This window comes from Azospirillum sp. B4, assembly GCF_000333275.1.
Taxonomy (GTDB): Bacteria; Pseudomonadota; Alphaproteobacteria; order Azospirillales; family Azospirillaceae; genus Nitrospirillum.
The window spans coordinates 1-12,993 of record NZ_BACU01000183.1 but is presented as its reverse complement, the minus strand read 5'-3'; the positions used below and the strand labels follow the sequence as shown (position 1 = coordinate 12,993).

12 protein-coding genes are annotated in these 12,993 nt (G+C 67.7%); 6 read left to right on the top strand and 6 right to left on the bottom strand.

Annotated features, from left to right (window positions below):
- Positions 1-1,157, bottom strand: a 1,157-nt coding sequence (locus I55_RS08175) for an ATPase (RefSeq protein WP_044560025.1), incomplete at its 3' end; no start/stop codon positions are given.
- A gap of 392 nt (positions 1,158-1,549) precedes the next feature.
- Positions 1,550-2,707: a hypothetical protein gene (locus I55_RS08170; protein WP_044560024.1), complete on the bottom strand. Its 1,158-nt coding sequence runs from the start codon at positions 2,705-2,707 to the stop codon at positions 1,550-1,552.
- Positions 2,708-3,019: 312 nt separating this feature from the next.
- Here I55_RS08170 and I55_RS08165 point away from each other — a divergent pair, with 312 nt between their 5' ends.
- From I55_RS08165 to I55_RS08155, 5 genes are all read left to right on the top strand, one after another.
- Complete coding sequence (locus I55_RS08165) at positions 3,020-3,823, top strand: AraC family transcriptional regulator (protein WP_044560023.1); 804 nt, start codon at positions 3,020-3,022, stop codon at positions 3,821-3,823.
- A 15-nt stretch (positions 3,824-3,838) separates the two neighbouring features.
- Positions 3,839-4,045, top strand: a complete 207-nt coding sequence (locus I55_RS34235; protein ID WP_083900937.1) for a stability determinant — start codon at positions 3,839-3,841, stop codon at positions 4,043-4,045.
- A gap of 8 nt (positions 4,046-4,053) precedes the next feature.
- The gene (locus tag I55_RS08160; protein ID WP_199902511.1) at positions 4,054-4,260 is read left to right on the top strand and encodes a type II toxin-antitoxin system RelE/ParE family toxin; all 207 of its coding nucleotides are present in this window, start codon (positions 4,054-4,056) and stop codon (positions 4,258-4,260) included.
- Positions 4,215-4,328: a type II toxin-antitoxin system RelE/ParE family toxin gene (locus tag I55_RS39485; protein ID WP_199902510.1), complete on the top strand. Its 114-nt coding sequence runs from the start codon at positions 4,215-4,217 to the stop codon at positions 4,326-4,328. The genes I55_RS08160 and I55_RS39485 overlap by 46 nt, the downstream gene beginning before the upstream one ends.
- Before the next feature lie 93 nt (positions 4,329-4,421).
- Entirely contained in the window at positions 4,422-5,408 is a 987-nt protein-coding gene (locus I55_RS08155) for a DMT family transporter (protein WP_044560022.1), read from the top strand.
- 4 nt (positions 5,409-5,412) lie between these two features.
- On the opposite strand, the gene I55_RS08150 is transcribed toward I55_RS08155, so the two are convergent.
- Positions 5,413-7,146 carry a tannase/feruloyl esterase family alpha/beta hydrolase gene (locus I55_RS08150; RefSeq protein ID WP_044560021.1) on the bottom strand — a complete coding sequence of 578 codons (1,734 nt, stop codon included), beginning with the start codon at positions 7,144-7,146 and terminating at the stop codon, positions 5,413-5,415.
- Between the two features lie 25 nt (positions 7,147-7,171).
- On the bottom strand, positions 7,172-9,232 hold the full coding sequence (locus I55_RS08145) for a TonB-dependent receptor (RefSeq protein WP_044560020.1): 2,061 nt from the start codon (positions 9,230-9,232) through the stop codon (positions 7,172-7,174).
- A gap of 490 nt (positions 9,233-9,722) precedes the next feature.
- Between I55_RS08145 and I55_RS08140 the strand changes: the two genes are divergently transcribed.
- On the top strand, positions 9,723-11,018 hold the full coding sequence (locus I55_RS08140; RefSeq protein WP_044560019.1) for an MFS transporter: 1,296 nt from the start codon (positions 9,723-9,725) through the stop codon (positions 11,016-11,018).
- 27 nt (positions 11,019-11,045) lie between these two features.
- Here the strand turns inward: I55_RS08140 and I55_RS08135 are convergent, their stop codons facing one another.
- Together I55_RS08135 and I55_RS08130 are read right to left on the bottom strand one after the other, a co-directional pair.
- Complete coding sequence (locus tag I55_RS08135; RefSeq protein WP_044560018.1) at positions 11,046-11,684, bottom strand: YbhB/YbcL family Raf kinase inhibitor-like protein; 639 nt, start codon at positions 11,682-11,684, stop codon at positions 11,046-11,048.
- 160 nt (positions 11,685-11,844) lie between these two features.
- Positions 11,845-12,864, bottom strand: coding sequence for a hypothetical protein (locus I55_RS08130; RefSeq protein ID WP_049973946.1), 1,020 nt, complete (start codon positions 12,862-12,864; stop codon positions 11,845-11,847).
- Between the last annotated feature and the right edge of the window lie 129 nt (positions 12,865-12,993).

The window sequence follows — 12,993 nt, the reverse complement described above, 5'->3', positions numbered from 1 at the left end:
AGGATGCCCTCGATCACCCGGAAGATGCCCAGTTCCATCAGCATCAGGGCCAGGATGACGTTGAAGACCAGCCAGACGACGCGGCCGGGGTGACTGTGCGTCAGGCGGGAGAAGAAGTTGGACCAGGCGATGGACCCGGCATAGGCGTTGGTGACGTTGATCTTGATCTGGCAGACCACGACGAACACGCCGGTCAGCACCAGGGCCGCGGTGGGCGACGACAGCATTTCCTGGAAGGCGATGTAGAACAGGTCCGTCGGCTGGGTCGCCTGTTCCGCCGACAGGCCATGGCGCAGGGCCACCACCGCCAGGAAGGATCCCGCCAGCAATTTCAGCCCGCCCATGGCGACCCAGCCTGGCCCCGTGGTGATCAGGGCCGTCCACCAGGCCCAGCGGCCGGTCTTGCGCAGGGTGGGCAGGAACCGCAGATAGTCCGCCTGCTCCCCGATCTGGGGCAGCAGGGACAGGAGCATGCTGGCCGCCATGCTGAACAGCAGCGGGTCGATATGGCCATCCGCGTGGCCCAGGGCGCCGGGGAATTGTCGCCAGGCGGCCAGGTCGCCGCTTTGGTTCAGTGCCAGATAGGCCAGCGGTGCCAGTTGCAGCAGCAGCCAGATGGGCTGGGTCAGCAGCTGCATGCGGCTGATCAGGCGGATGCCATAGACGGCGATGGGGATGACGACCAGCGAGCTGACGATATGGGCCAGCCACAGGGGGATGCCCAGCGCCATCTGCAGGGCCGCCGACATGATGCTGGCCTCGATGGAGAACAGCAGGAAGGTGAAGCTGGCGTAGATCAGCGAGGTGAGGGTGGAGCCCAGATAGCCGAAGCCCGCCCCCCGGGTCAGCAGGTCGATGTCCACGCCATAGCGGGCGGCATAATAGGTGATGGGCAGGCCCACCAGGAACATCAGCACGGCCACGGCCAGGATGGCGGCGCTGGCGTTGGCGTAGCCGTAGGTCAAGGTGGCGCTGCCGCCGATGGCCTCGCACGCCAGGAAGCTGATGGCGCCGAAGGCGGTGTTGGCCACGCGGAAGGACGACCAGCGCCGCGCCCGCGTGGCGGTGAAGCGCAGGGCATAGTCCTCCAGCGTCTGGCTGGCGGCCAGCTGGTTGTATTGGCGCCGTTCCCTGACGATCCGCTGCCGCGCGCTCATGCTGCCTGCCCCCTTGGCGGCACCGCTATCCCCCATCATCCCCGCCCCTGTTGCAAGAGGGCTTCCAAGAGGCGGCCCCGCGACCGACTTTACCGATCGCGGGGCTGTAAGGAAGCCCCAGGACCTTGTCCGTCCGAAACAAGTTGGATGGGCAAGGCCCGGCCATGGGGCAGGGTGGCTAGCCGCCACCGGCAGGATACGGGCGGGGGTGCCGCTAGCCCCATGGGGCGTTTGACGTATGGGCGTGGTTCCAGCGGCATGAGGATGACCTCATGCCGCTGTAGGATGCGACCGCATCCGCCGGAAGTTTCCGGGGAACGCAGTGGACTGGAAACTGAGGCAGCCCAGCGGCCGGATGGCCGCGCCCGGCGCTTGAGGGAACCTCTGCAAAGTCAGAACTGCAGCTGGACGCCCAACACAACGGCGTTGCCGTCGGATTTGCCGGTGGTGCTGGTGATGACGTATTCGGCGCTGATGCGGGCGTTGTGGCCGTCGATGATGTAATTGACGCCCAGGTCGGTCTGGCTGGTGGAGATGCCGGTCAGGTCGGCGTCGAAATGCTGGTAGCGCACCGTGGGCTGGAACTGGCCCCAGCCAACCTTGGCCGGGAACAGGAAGCCGCCGCCGATCAGATAGGCCTTGCCCTGGGTCAGGCCGCCGACATTGTCGGTGGCGGCGGCCCCGCCGAAGCTGGACGGCACATCGGCCACGCCGCCGGTGTCGTACTGGTAATAGGCGCCTTCCAGCGTCACCACGCCGATGCCGGACAGCTTCTTCTCGAACAGCCCATCCACGTTCCAGGCGGCATAGTCGCCACGGCGGCCCAGCGTGCCCACGCCGTCCTTCTGGAACTGGCCGGCGAAGGCCAGGGTCAGGACATCGACGGAACCGTAATAGGTGCTGCTGGTGTAGTAGGCGGGGTCGGGCTCGGCATCCAGGAAATTATAGGCGACGCGGCCGGCGTACAGCAGGTTGTCGGATTGGTTACTGGCGCCGGTGATGCGGTTGTGCCCCTCGAACGCGCCCACGGAATAAACCAGCTTCTTGTCCAGCAGCTTGCCCCAGACGGTGGCGCCATCGTCGCGGCCGGCGAACTTGGCCGGGTACTGCGAGACGGTGCCGGGATAGGCCCAGGTGTTCAGATAGTAGGGCCCGTCCAGGTTGGCGCGGTCGCTGGGCGGCAGCATGCGGCCCACCCACAGGTTGATGCCGTCCGCCGGCTCGAACTGGGCGTAGCCGTCCAGCACCTCGATACGGCCGTTGCCATCGCGCTCGGTGTTGAAGGTGGCCTTGATCATGGGGGTCAGCTGGCCGCTGACGTACAGGCGCACGCTGTCCAGGTTGAAATCGGCGGAGCGGGAGGTGCCGTCCGGCGCCCCGTCGTCCACGCTGGTGAAGCTGGCGCGCACGCCCAGGCCGACGGTGATGGACTTGTCGCCGCCGGCGGAAATGGTTTCCCCCGCGTGCGCCGTCAGGGCGGGCAGGGCGATGGCCGTGGTCAGGAACGCGGCGCGCAGGCGGCCGCGAATTGTCTTGGTGATGCCCGACATGATGTACTCCCCATCCTTATGGCCCGTTGCCGTTATCGATCCCGGGGCGTGTGCCCGGGCGTCGGCTTCGCAGGCAGGATGAGGGTGGGGATGCCAAATCCTAATACGTCAAACTGCGTATGTTTTGTTTGCTGTCCCGCCGCTAAATAAGCATTCACTGGTTCAGGGTGGCCTTTTTGACTGTCTGGAAACGTCGCGGCCTTTCAGGTCGCTGACATTCCTTTTGCGCACCTTGGATGGGTCTGCCGGGGCGCTTCCCCCTGGGCGGCAGCCGTGACACCATGCGGGACGTGCCCACCCGGATGCCAGCCCATGACCGCCACCCCGACCGATAGCCATCTCAGTTACCGCCGGTATGCAGAGGACGGGTTCTGCCACACCCACGGGCACGCCCAAATCGTGCTGCCGGTGCTGGGCACGCTGGAGATGGAAATCGACGGCCGGGGCGGCCGGGCGGACCTGGGGGTCGCCGCCTTCGTCTTACCGGACACCGTTCATTGCCAGGCGGCCAAGGGCGACAATCGTTTCCTGATCGTGGATTGCGCCGGCCATGGCGCGGCCGGCGCCCCGACGGAGCGGACGCTGGACCGGCTGGGCCGCCAGATCTATCTGCCCCTGACGCCGACGGTGCGCCGGCTGGTGGATTTCATCAACCTGACGGCTGGGGACGCCGGCCGGGACCTGGACGCCGTCGCCCGGCACTGGACGCCGCTGCTGCTGGATACGCTGATGGCGGAACCGGCGAGGCCCCTTTCCCGCCTGAACGCCCTGCTGGCCCGTCTGCATGCCGCCCCCGAACATCCCTGGACGGTGGATGCCATGGCGCGTGTGGCCGGTCTCAGCGCCAGCCGCCTGCATGCCCTGTTCCGGGAGGAACTGGACCAGACGCCGCAGGCCTATGTGGCGTCCCTGCGCCTGGAACGCGTCATGGACCAGCTGGCGGCCACCACCCTGTCCATCGCCCAGATCGCCTACCAGGCTGGCTATGCCGACCAGAGCGCGTTGACCCGCGCCTTGCGCCGCGCCACCGGCCTGACACCGGCCGCGTACCGGCGCCAGCACGGGCGGGGTGTCAGAGGGCAGGCTCAAAGACCACCTGCGTTCGAGGTGGAATAGTGGTATCGTGACCATATGAGCGCTTTATCCCCCATCGTGTCGGAGCATGAGTCTGATGAGGCTGCGGCCCGTTATGACCGCTGGTTCCGGGAAAAGGTGCGGGCCAGCCGAGAGGATGGTCGTCCATCCATTCCTCATGACGCCGTCATGGCAGAAATGGATGAGATCATTCGCGTTGCGGAAGAGCGGATGGCCAAGCGCAATTCCACACTGTCGGAATAGCTAACCCAATGCTGGTCATCTCCTGGCGTGATTCGGCCCGGAATGATCTGGCGCGCATCATTGAATTCATCGCGGAGCGCAGCCCTTTCGCGGCCCGTCGAATGCGGCAGGTTATCGAGGACGCGGTCCTTCCCGCAGCGGCCATCCATATATTTTTCGGCCGGGTCGTGTGCCAGGTACGCGAGAGATCGTCGCCCATCCAAATTATGTCGTGATTTATGAAGTGCTGGACACGCACATTGAGGTGTTGGCGGTTTTGCACACTCGGCAAGACTATCCCTAAACGACAGTAGCCCCGGTCCAAACAATGAGAGGATCCGTCTATAGGCACCCCGTCCCCATCGCCATCCTGGGCGCGGTGTAAGGAGGAAGGGTGATGCGGACGGACAGGGCCATCTTGGCCGGGATCGGCTGCGGGGTGCTGGCGGGGGCGTTCTGGGGGACCGTGTTTCTGGGGCCACGGGTGCTGCACGCCTTCTCGCCGTTGCAGCTTTCGGCGTCCCGCTATTTGCTGTACGGCTTGGTTTCCTGCGTGCTGATCCTGCCGCGCTGGCGGGTGTTCTGGCCTCAGGCGGGGCGATCCAGGATAGGCAAGGCGGAATGGCTGGCGCTGCTGCGCCTCAGCCTGCTGGGCAATATCATCTACTACGTCTTCGTCGCCAGCGCGGTGCACCTTGCCGGCGTCGCCGCCACCTCGCTGGTCATCGGCCTGCTGCCCATGGCCGTCACCCTGGTGGGCAGCCGGGAGCAAGGCGCGGTGCCGTTGCGGGCATTGGCCCTGCCGCTGGCGCTGGGGGTCATCGGCGTGCTGCTGATTGGCGTGGACGTGGCCGGCCGGGGCGGGCAAGGTGACACCACGGTGGGCGGGCGCCTGCTGGGCCTGGCCTGCGCGGCGGGCGCCTTGGTGTCCTGGACCTTCTATGCGGTGCTGAACAGCCGCTGGCTGGCGCGCCTTCCGGCCGTGTCGGCGCACGACTGGTCGCTGCTGACGGGTGTGGCCACGGGCGCCCTGGCCCTGGTTCTGGCGGTGCCGGCCTTCCTGATGGATGCCACCCCGCATGCGGCGGGCGACTGGGCCCTGTTCTGGGGTGTCAGCACCGGCGTGGCCATCGGCGCCAGCGTGGTGGGCAACGCCCTCTGGAACCGGGCCAGCCGCCTGCTGCCCCTGACCCTGATGGGCCAGATGATCCTGTTCGAGACGCTGTTCGCGCTGCTGTACGGCTTCCTGTGGGACGCCCGCTGGCCGACCCTGCTGGAGTGCGTGGCCATTGTGGCGTTGGTCGCCAGCGTGGCCCTGTGCGTGGGCCGGCACCACCGGCGGGAAGAGGCCGCCCCCGAGGCCGTGGCCCCGGAGGCGGCGTGAGGGTCTACAGCTTGCACTCGAAGCTGTCGGCGCTGTTCAGGTCACCCGCGCCCTTGTACCTGGCCACCTTGGGGTAGGCGCACAGGGGCCGGGTACGGCCGGGCCACGGCGTGTCCGGTCCGGCGGTGGCGACGATGCGGTCTGGCGCCTGCGCCTGCTCCACCCAGCGGACCAGGGCGCCGAAGGCGTCATAATGGGCGGTGGCCGGTCCGCCGGCGCAGTGGTTCATGCCCGGCACCGGGAAGACGCGGGCGAAATCGGCGGCCTTGCCGCCTTCCCTGGCGTCCACTTCCTTCCACCAGGCGATGGTGTCGTTGATGGAGAAGACGGGGTCCGAGGCGCCGTGCGGGACCATCAGCTTGGCGCCCCGCGCCTTCAGGCCCGACAGGTCGGGCGACCGGGCGGAGACGTCCTGCCAGGCGCTGCGGGGGAAGGTGGGGCTGGTGGCGGTCAGCAGGCCCGCCGCCTGGTCGATGTCCAGCCCCAGTTGCCAGCGCAGCAGGGCCTGCGGATCCGGGGGCAGGGCGGTGGGCGGGGTGGTGAAGATGGAAGCCAGCGAGGCGCCGCCCAGCACCACGTTCAGGGCCGGGACCTTGCCGGCGACGCCCAGCTTCCAGATGCGCCAGCCAGGGGCGTCCACGCCCCCGTCCCAGGGCCAATCGCTGTAGAGCGCCTGACCCGCCTTGGTCCGGGGGCCGCCATAGGACCGGGTGATGGCGGTGACCTGGGCGGTGGTCAGGCAGCCATCGGCCTTGGCGCCCGCGCAGGTGCGGGCCTTCAGGCTGGGGGCCACCTTGGCGGCGGTGCATTGGGCGAAGGTGCCGACGATGCCATCCTTGGCGCCGTCATCGGCGTCGCAGGCCTCCAGCACCGCGTCACGCACCAGGGACAGGTCGGCATCGCTGAAGGCGGTGGCGAACTGGGCGAAGCTGGGTTGGCCATCTGGTCCCTTGGCCAGGGGGGCGAAGGCCTGGACATCCCAGGCCTGGGACAGCGCGGCGCGCGGCAGGGCGAATCCGGGGGCGCTGGCCAGGATGCCGTCGAACTCCTCCGGATGCTGTTGGGCGAAGACCATGCCTTCCTCGCCCCCCTTGGAACAGCCGACGAAGTAGGACCGGCGGGGCGCCGCGCCATAGAAGGCGGCCACCAGCGCCTTGGCCGCGTCCGCCACCGGCTTCAGCGACGCGTTGCCGTAGTCCGCCCGCGCTTGGGGGTCGAAGCCGAAGGCGGAGGTGCCGCCGTGCGTCGGGTCCATGTTGCGCTGGTTGTCGTGGCCTGAATCCTGGCTGACCACGGCATAGCCCTGCGCCAGGGCGGGTGGCGTGTCCGATCCCGTGGGGCCGATGGCGGTGCCGATGTCACCGTTGGTGCCGCCGCCGCCCTGGAAGAAGAAGCCCTGGTTCCAGGCGGCCGGCAGGCGGAGGTGAAAGCGGATGGCATAGGCCTGGCCGTCCAGCCCGGCGCGCTCATGCAGGATGCCGTAAACCTCGCAATGCTCCGGCAACTGTACCGGCGTGCCCGGGGCGCCCGGCATCATGGGGGGTAAGGTGATGGGGCCGGCGGGCTGGGGTATGGCCTCGGTGATGCGGGTGCTGGCGTCCGGCCAGTGGCCCGCCATGGCTTGGGTCAGCGCCAGGCAGCGGCCCTTCAGGTCGGGTTCCGCCGCGTGGGCGCCGGCGGCCAGGGCCAGCAGGCTGACGCCGGCGGCCAGGGCCAGGGTGTGGGAACAGGATGGCATGCGTGGTCTCCGTCTGCGGGCGGGGTCAGAAGTCGCGATGCAGGCGCAGCCCGTATTCGCGCGGCGCGCCATAGAACTCATTGTTGCCGGACTGGCCGGTGACGTATTTGCGGTCGGTCAGGTTGGTGCCGTAGGCCTCCACCGTCCAGTCGCCCGACCTCAGCGTGACCAGGGCGGACAGCAGGGTGCGACCGGCCATGTAGTCGGTGACCCGGGAATAGAGGATGTCGGTGTAGCTGGGGCCGACGTAGGCGATGTTCAGCCGGGGCGTCAAGGTCATGCCGCCCGGCAACTCCACGGTGTAGTCGACGCCGGCGTTGTAGGTCCATTTGGGCGAGAACAGGTTGGGCCCCCCGCCGCCGGTGCGCAGGTAGGAGGTGTAGTCGAAACAGGTGGGCGGGTTGCTGGGCGTGCCGGCCGGGCACTGCGGCCCCAAGGTTCCCGACGGCAGAAGGCGCAGGTTGACGACGGTGACGGACCCCAGCTGGCTGTCGACATAGGCGAAGCCGGCGTCGGCGCCCAGGCCGCCGAACTTGGCCTGCACCTGGCCCTCGATGCCCTTGATGGTGGCGTTGGACAGGTTGGTGACGCCGTTCTGGCCGTTGGTCAGGTCGATACGGCCGAACTGGAAACCTTTGTAATCATTGTAAAAGGCGCCAAGCTGCGTGCGCAGGTGGCCGTCCAGCAGGGTGGATTTCCACCCCACCTCATAGTCCCACACCGTCTCCGGGCTGAATTCGGAGGTGGAGGAATTGAAGCCACCCGGCTTGTAGCCGCGCGCCGCGAAGGCGTAGATCAAGGTGTCGGCGTCCGGCTTCCAGTTCAGCGCCACCTTGCCGGTCGGCATGCTGTCGTCATGCCGGCCGGCGGTGTCTGCCACCTTCAGGCCATTGGCGGGGAAGCCGGGGATGCCCCGTCCGATGTAGACGCCGCCGTCCCCGGTCACATGGAACCAGCTTTCGCGGGCGCCAACCTGAAGCTCCAGGTCCGGCGTGATCTTGTAGCCCCCCTGGGCGAACACGCCGGTGGTCAGCTTGTTGTTCTTGGTCCCGATGTTGGTGGGGAAGCCGGCGTCCTGGTTCAGGATGTCCACGTCGATCTTGTTGCGCTGGTAATAGCCGCCGACGATCCAGTTGAAGGCGCCATCGGTGGGCGAGAGGATGTTGACCTCTTCGGTCCATTCCCGTTCGCGCACGTACTGCTGCTCGGTCTGGGTGGCCGCCGTGGTGGCATCGCTGTCGTAGAGATTATTGATGCGCTTGTTCTGGAAGCCGCTCAAGGAGCGGAAGGTGATGCCGTCCTCCAACTCGTAGCGCAGTTCCAGGCTGTTGATGATGGCGCGTTCCGAATTCAGTGTCGGCGCGTTGTAGTCCAGGTTGCGGATACCGGGCACCGCGTCGGCGGCGTACTGCGTGCCCTGGATGGGGCGATAGGCATAGCCGCCCGTGTTCTTGTTGGCCGCCTCGACCTTCAGCAGGGCCTGGAAGGCGCCTGGGCGCCACAGCACGCCCAGGCGGCCGTCCGTCTCGTTCAGGCCGCCGGGCTGGTTGTGATAGGGACCGACGTCGTCGTAGTAGCTGTCATGCTCACGATGATTGGCGGCCACGCGCACGGCCAGCGTGTCGGTCAGGGGTATGTTGATGGCGCCCTGCGTGGCCACCGTGGCGTAGTTGCCATAGGCGACTTCGCCATAGCCTTCCACTTGGTCCGTCGTGGGACTCTTGCTGGTGATGAACATGGCGCCGCCGGTGGAGTTCGATCCCACCAGGGTGCCCTGGGGGCCGCGCAGCACCTCCACATTGGCGATGTCGTAGAAGCTGTTGGTGGTGACGATGGGCGGCTGGAACAGGCCGTCGACATATGTGGCGACGCCGTTGGCCACCTGGGGCGAGCCGCTGGCCAGGCCGATACCGCGGATGTTGACGGATTGGGTCAGGCCGGCATCGGTGACCGTCAGGGCGGGTGACGCGAACTGCAGGTCCGACAGGCGGGTGACCGCCTTTTCCGCCAGTTTGTCGCCGCTGATGGCGGTGGCGGCGATGGCCACGTTCTGCAGGTTTTCGGTCCGGCGCTCGGCCGTCACCACGATTTCATCCAACGTGTCGCTAACCGTCTGGGCCCAGGCTTGGGGTGAGAGACAACAGGCTATGGCTGTCGCGGCCATGGCTGACGTGCGATGGAAAGCATACTTTACCATTCTCGTGATCCTCCCGTGCGTTTTATTGGGCCGCCTCTTTGATCGGGCGGTCCCTTATGGCTTGGATGCGGTGCCGATGGCGTCCGCGCCTTGGGCCGGACATGGCCCGTCGGTCGCCGGCGGGTGGGCATGAGGATGGCGGTAAGCGGCAAGGGGCGATGCCCCGCGGCCATTTGGTCCCATGGTGTGCTCCCCGTCCCGGCCTTCTGCGAACCGTGCTAATGCAACACTGTTATATATCATAACTTATGTCAATGGGCGTGTTTGCGGCCCTGTCTGAGGGTCGCGCTTGACCCTGGCCGCCGCCGCCGCCATACCCGATGGACCAGTAAATGCGCCCCGGTGAAGGGGTGCGGGGGAAAAGCGGGGCGAAAAAGCGATGTCGGCACCAACGGGCGCACCCTCATCGGCGCGAATCCTGATCGCCAGCCTGGTGGGCACGGCGGTGGAATTCTATGACTTCTACATTTATGCCACCGCCGCCTCGCTGGTCTTCGGGCCGCTGTTCTTCCCCGCCGCGTCCCCCTCGGCGCAACTGATGCTGTCCTACGGCAGCTTCGGCATCGCCTTCGTGGCGCGGCCCTTGGGCTCCATCGTCTTCGGCCATTTCGGCGACCGGGTGGGGCGCAAGTCCACGCTGGTCGCGTCGTTGCTGCTGATGGGCGGGTCGACGGTGCTGATCGGCTTGCTGCCCACCTACGACAGCATCGGCTGGCTGGCGCCATTGGCGCTGTGCGTGCTGCGCTTCGGCCAGGGCTTTGGTTTGGGCGGGGAGTGGGGTGGTGCCGTGCTGCTGGCGGTGGAGAACGCGCCGCCCAGCCACCGGGCCCGCTATGGCATGTTCCCGCAGATCGGGGCGCCGGTGGGCTTCATCGCCGCCAACGGCCTGTTCCTGGTGCTGGGCGCGTTCCTGACCCCGGCGCAGTTCCATGACTGGGGCTGGCGCCTGCCGTTCCTGGGCAGCGCCGTGCTGGTGCTGCTGGGCCTCTGGGTGCGGCTGAAGCTGACGGAGACGCCGGCCTTCGCCAAGGCGCTGGAGGAGGCGCCGCCCCCCTCCGTCCCCCTGGCCGAGGTGGCGCGCGACTATCCCCGCCAGACCCTGGGCGGCACCTTCGCCGCCATCGCCTGCTTCGCCTTGTTCTACCTGGCCACCGCCTTCGCGCTGGGCTACGGCACCACCGCGCTGGGCTACAGCCGCACGGCCTTCCTGGGGGTGCAGTTGGGGGCCATCCTGTTCCTGGGCCTGGGCATCGTGGGCGCCGGCTGGTGGGCGGACCTGGCGTCCCCCCGCCGCGTGCTGATGGCGGGCTGCGTCATGACCGTGGGCGTGGGGCTGGCGCTGGCGCCCATGATGGCCAGTGGCTCGCTGACCATCGTCGGCCTGTTCCTCAGCCTGGCGCTGCTGGTCATGGGCTTCGTCTATGGGCCCCTGGGCGCCTGGCTGCCCAGCCTGTTCCCGGCGCGGGTGCGCTACACCGGCACCTCCATGACCTTCAACCTGGGCGGTATCCTGGGCGGTGGCATCGCGCCCGTGCTGGCGCAGTCCCTGGCGCAGTCGGGCGGCCTGCCCTATGTCGGGCTATACCTGGCCGGCGCCGCCGTGCTCAGCCTGGCCGCCCTCTACCCCCTGCGCGGTGGCGCCGCGACCAGCGTTGTCATGGACACCGCCCCCTAGGGGGCGATCGCTTCAGATGGAAGGGCGTCAGGTGGTGCCCAATAGCGCGGGATTCAGCGAATAGCCGCCCACCATGCTGGCCCGGCCCAGGACATGGCCGGTCATGGCCAGCATGGTGGAGGTGCCGTTGATCGGCCCCACCACCGGCAGGCGCGGCACGTCCAGGGCGTGTATGGTCAGGACGTAGCGGTGGAAGATGCTGTCGTTCCAGGGCGGGCAGGGGCCGTCATAGCCGTAATAGTCGCCCGTCCGTGCCCGATCCTCCAGGAACAGGATGGTGAAGTCGTTCAGGCCATGGCGGGCGCCGGCCTCCGGCGCCATGGGGCCGGGCTTGCCCCGGTTTGTGATGCCGGCGCTGTGCCGCCCCTCCTTGATCTCCCGCAGGCGGGCGGGCAGGTCGATCAGGATCCAGTGATGGAAGGGCACGCGCGGCAGATCGGCCGAGAGCGTCTTGCCCTCACGGTTGGCGTCGCTCCAGCGATGCGGGGCGTCCGGGCAATGCAGGGTCAGCACGAACGACCGCGTTCCCGCCGGCGGATCGCTCCACGCGACATGGGGATTGCGATTGGGCCCCGGGCGGACGCGGCCGGTGGCGGAGGAGACGGCGAAGGCGCAAGCGTCGGGTAGGCGGCCGCCGTCACGGAAGCTGGTGCTGGTGATCTGCATGGGGTCCTTTCTTAACCCCATAAAGCGGGATATCGCGTGCAAAACTCAAGTTGTTTTCAATCTTTTGGTCAATAGCAGAGGTGGCCCCCTCCGCCTGGGCGGGGGGGGGGCCTGGAACCGATGGTGGCGCTACCACGGGAAAATGCGCAGTGAATCGTTGTTAAGGACCAGTAAAACCATCATTCGGCCATAGAGCGGACAAGGCGGGGGCCGGCTGGGCTGTGGGATAGTAGGACCGCCGCGCCAGCAGGGCGGCGCTGCCCGCGGCTACCGCCAAGGTCAGCAGGGTGGTGGCGGCCAGGAACAGCGCGGCCAGGACCGCGATGACGGGGGTGTGCGCCCGGGGTGTGAGAATCATCAGGCCCTGCGCCAGCGTGGCGACCCCGAAGGTATAGGCCCAGTAGCCGGGGGCGAAGGGCTGTTCCCGCAGCCAGCGGTAGGCCATCGCCAGGCCGGCGGTGACGAACAGCGCATAGCCCAGCAGGGCGTAGACGATGGCCGTGCTGGCCTCCGGCCCCGACAGCACCTGGTACGCCGCCAAGGCCACCACCGGTGGGGCCATGTAGATGCCCATGAAGTTGCGCGTCTTCGCCGCCAGCCCCCCCACGAACAGCTGCTGTGTGACGACGCTGTCGGTCACCAGCCAGGACAGGCCGCCAATGCCCAGAAGGGCCCAGCCCAGGGTGGTGAATCCGAACAGGCCGGCGGCCAGCGCGTTCACCAGCACGCTGGCGACATAGGTCAGGTACAGCGACGGCGTGGTGTGGGCGGGGTCGCGCGGCTGGCTCCAGTTCATGGCCAGGCGGTAGGCGCCGTAGGCCAGGTTGCCGGCGGAGCCGAGGGCGAAAACGGCGACGGCCAGGGCCGGTGCATAGGGCCGCAGGGCCAGTGCCGCCAGGATGACCGATTCGGGGACAAGCGCTACGAAGGACGACTGTACCGGATCATGCCACTCCGCCAGCGCCGCCGGGCGGTGGCTGACCCATTTGTTCGCATACAACACCCCCCACCAGAGCAGGGACAGCAAGGCCAGGCCCTGCAGCACCTCCCCCACAGCGGCGGGGGCGTGCCACAGCTCGGTGGCGTTGCGCCAGGCATTGCCGGTTTCGGCCAGGCCCAGGGTCATCGCGAAGAAGGAGGCGGGGGCGATGGGCAATCGCCCGGAGGTGGGGGTGGACATCGGCGGAGGCTCCTAATTCCGGGACGGGGATGCCACCGATCTTCATGGGATTTACGCGTTGGCAGCAATTGCATCAAAGCGTCGTATCCTGCCATGATGGGTTGATCTCGCGCCAATGCCCCAGGGGTT

Excerpts from the sequence above, each read along its gene's own strand:
- I55_RS08170 (WP_044560024.1), bottom strand. The coding sequence starts at position 2,707 with ATGTCGGGCATCACCAAGACAATTCGCGGCCGCCTGCGCGCCGCGTTC.
- I55_RS08165 (WP_044560023.1), top strand. The coding sequence starts at position 3,020 with ATGACCGCCACCCCGACCGATAGCCATCTCAGTTACCGCCGGTATGCA.
- I55_RS34235 (WP_083900937.1), top strand. The coding sequence starts at position 3,839 with ATGAGCGCTTTATCCCCCATCGTGTCGGAGCATGAGTCTGATGAGGCT.
- I55_RS08160 (WP_199902511.1), top strand. The coding sequence starts at position 4,054 with ATGCTGGTCATCTCCTGGCGTGATTCGGCCCGGAATGATCTGGCGCGC.
- I55_RS08155 (WP_044560022.1), top strand. The coding sequence starts at position 4,422 with ATGCGGACGGACAGGGCCATCTTGGCCGGGATCGGCTGCGGGGTGCTG.
- I55_RS08150 (WP_044560021.1), bottom strand. The coding sequence starts at position 7,146 with ATGCCATCCTGTTCCCACACCCTGGCCCTGGCCGCCGGCGTCAGCCTG.
- I55_RS08140 (WP_044560019.1), top strand. The coding sequence starts at position 9,723 with ATGTCGGCACCAACGGGCGCACCCTCATCGGCGCGAATCCTGATCGCC.
- I55_RS08135 (WP_044560018.1), bottom strand. The coding sequence starts at position 11,684 with ATGCAGATCACCAGCACCAGCTTCCGTGACGGCGGCCGCCTACCCGAC.
- I55_RS08130 (WP_049973946.1), bottom strand. The coding sequence starts at position 12,864 with ATGTCCACCCCCACCTCCGGGCGATTGCCCATCGCCCCCGCCTCCTTC.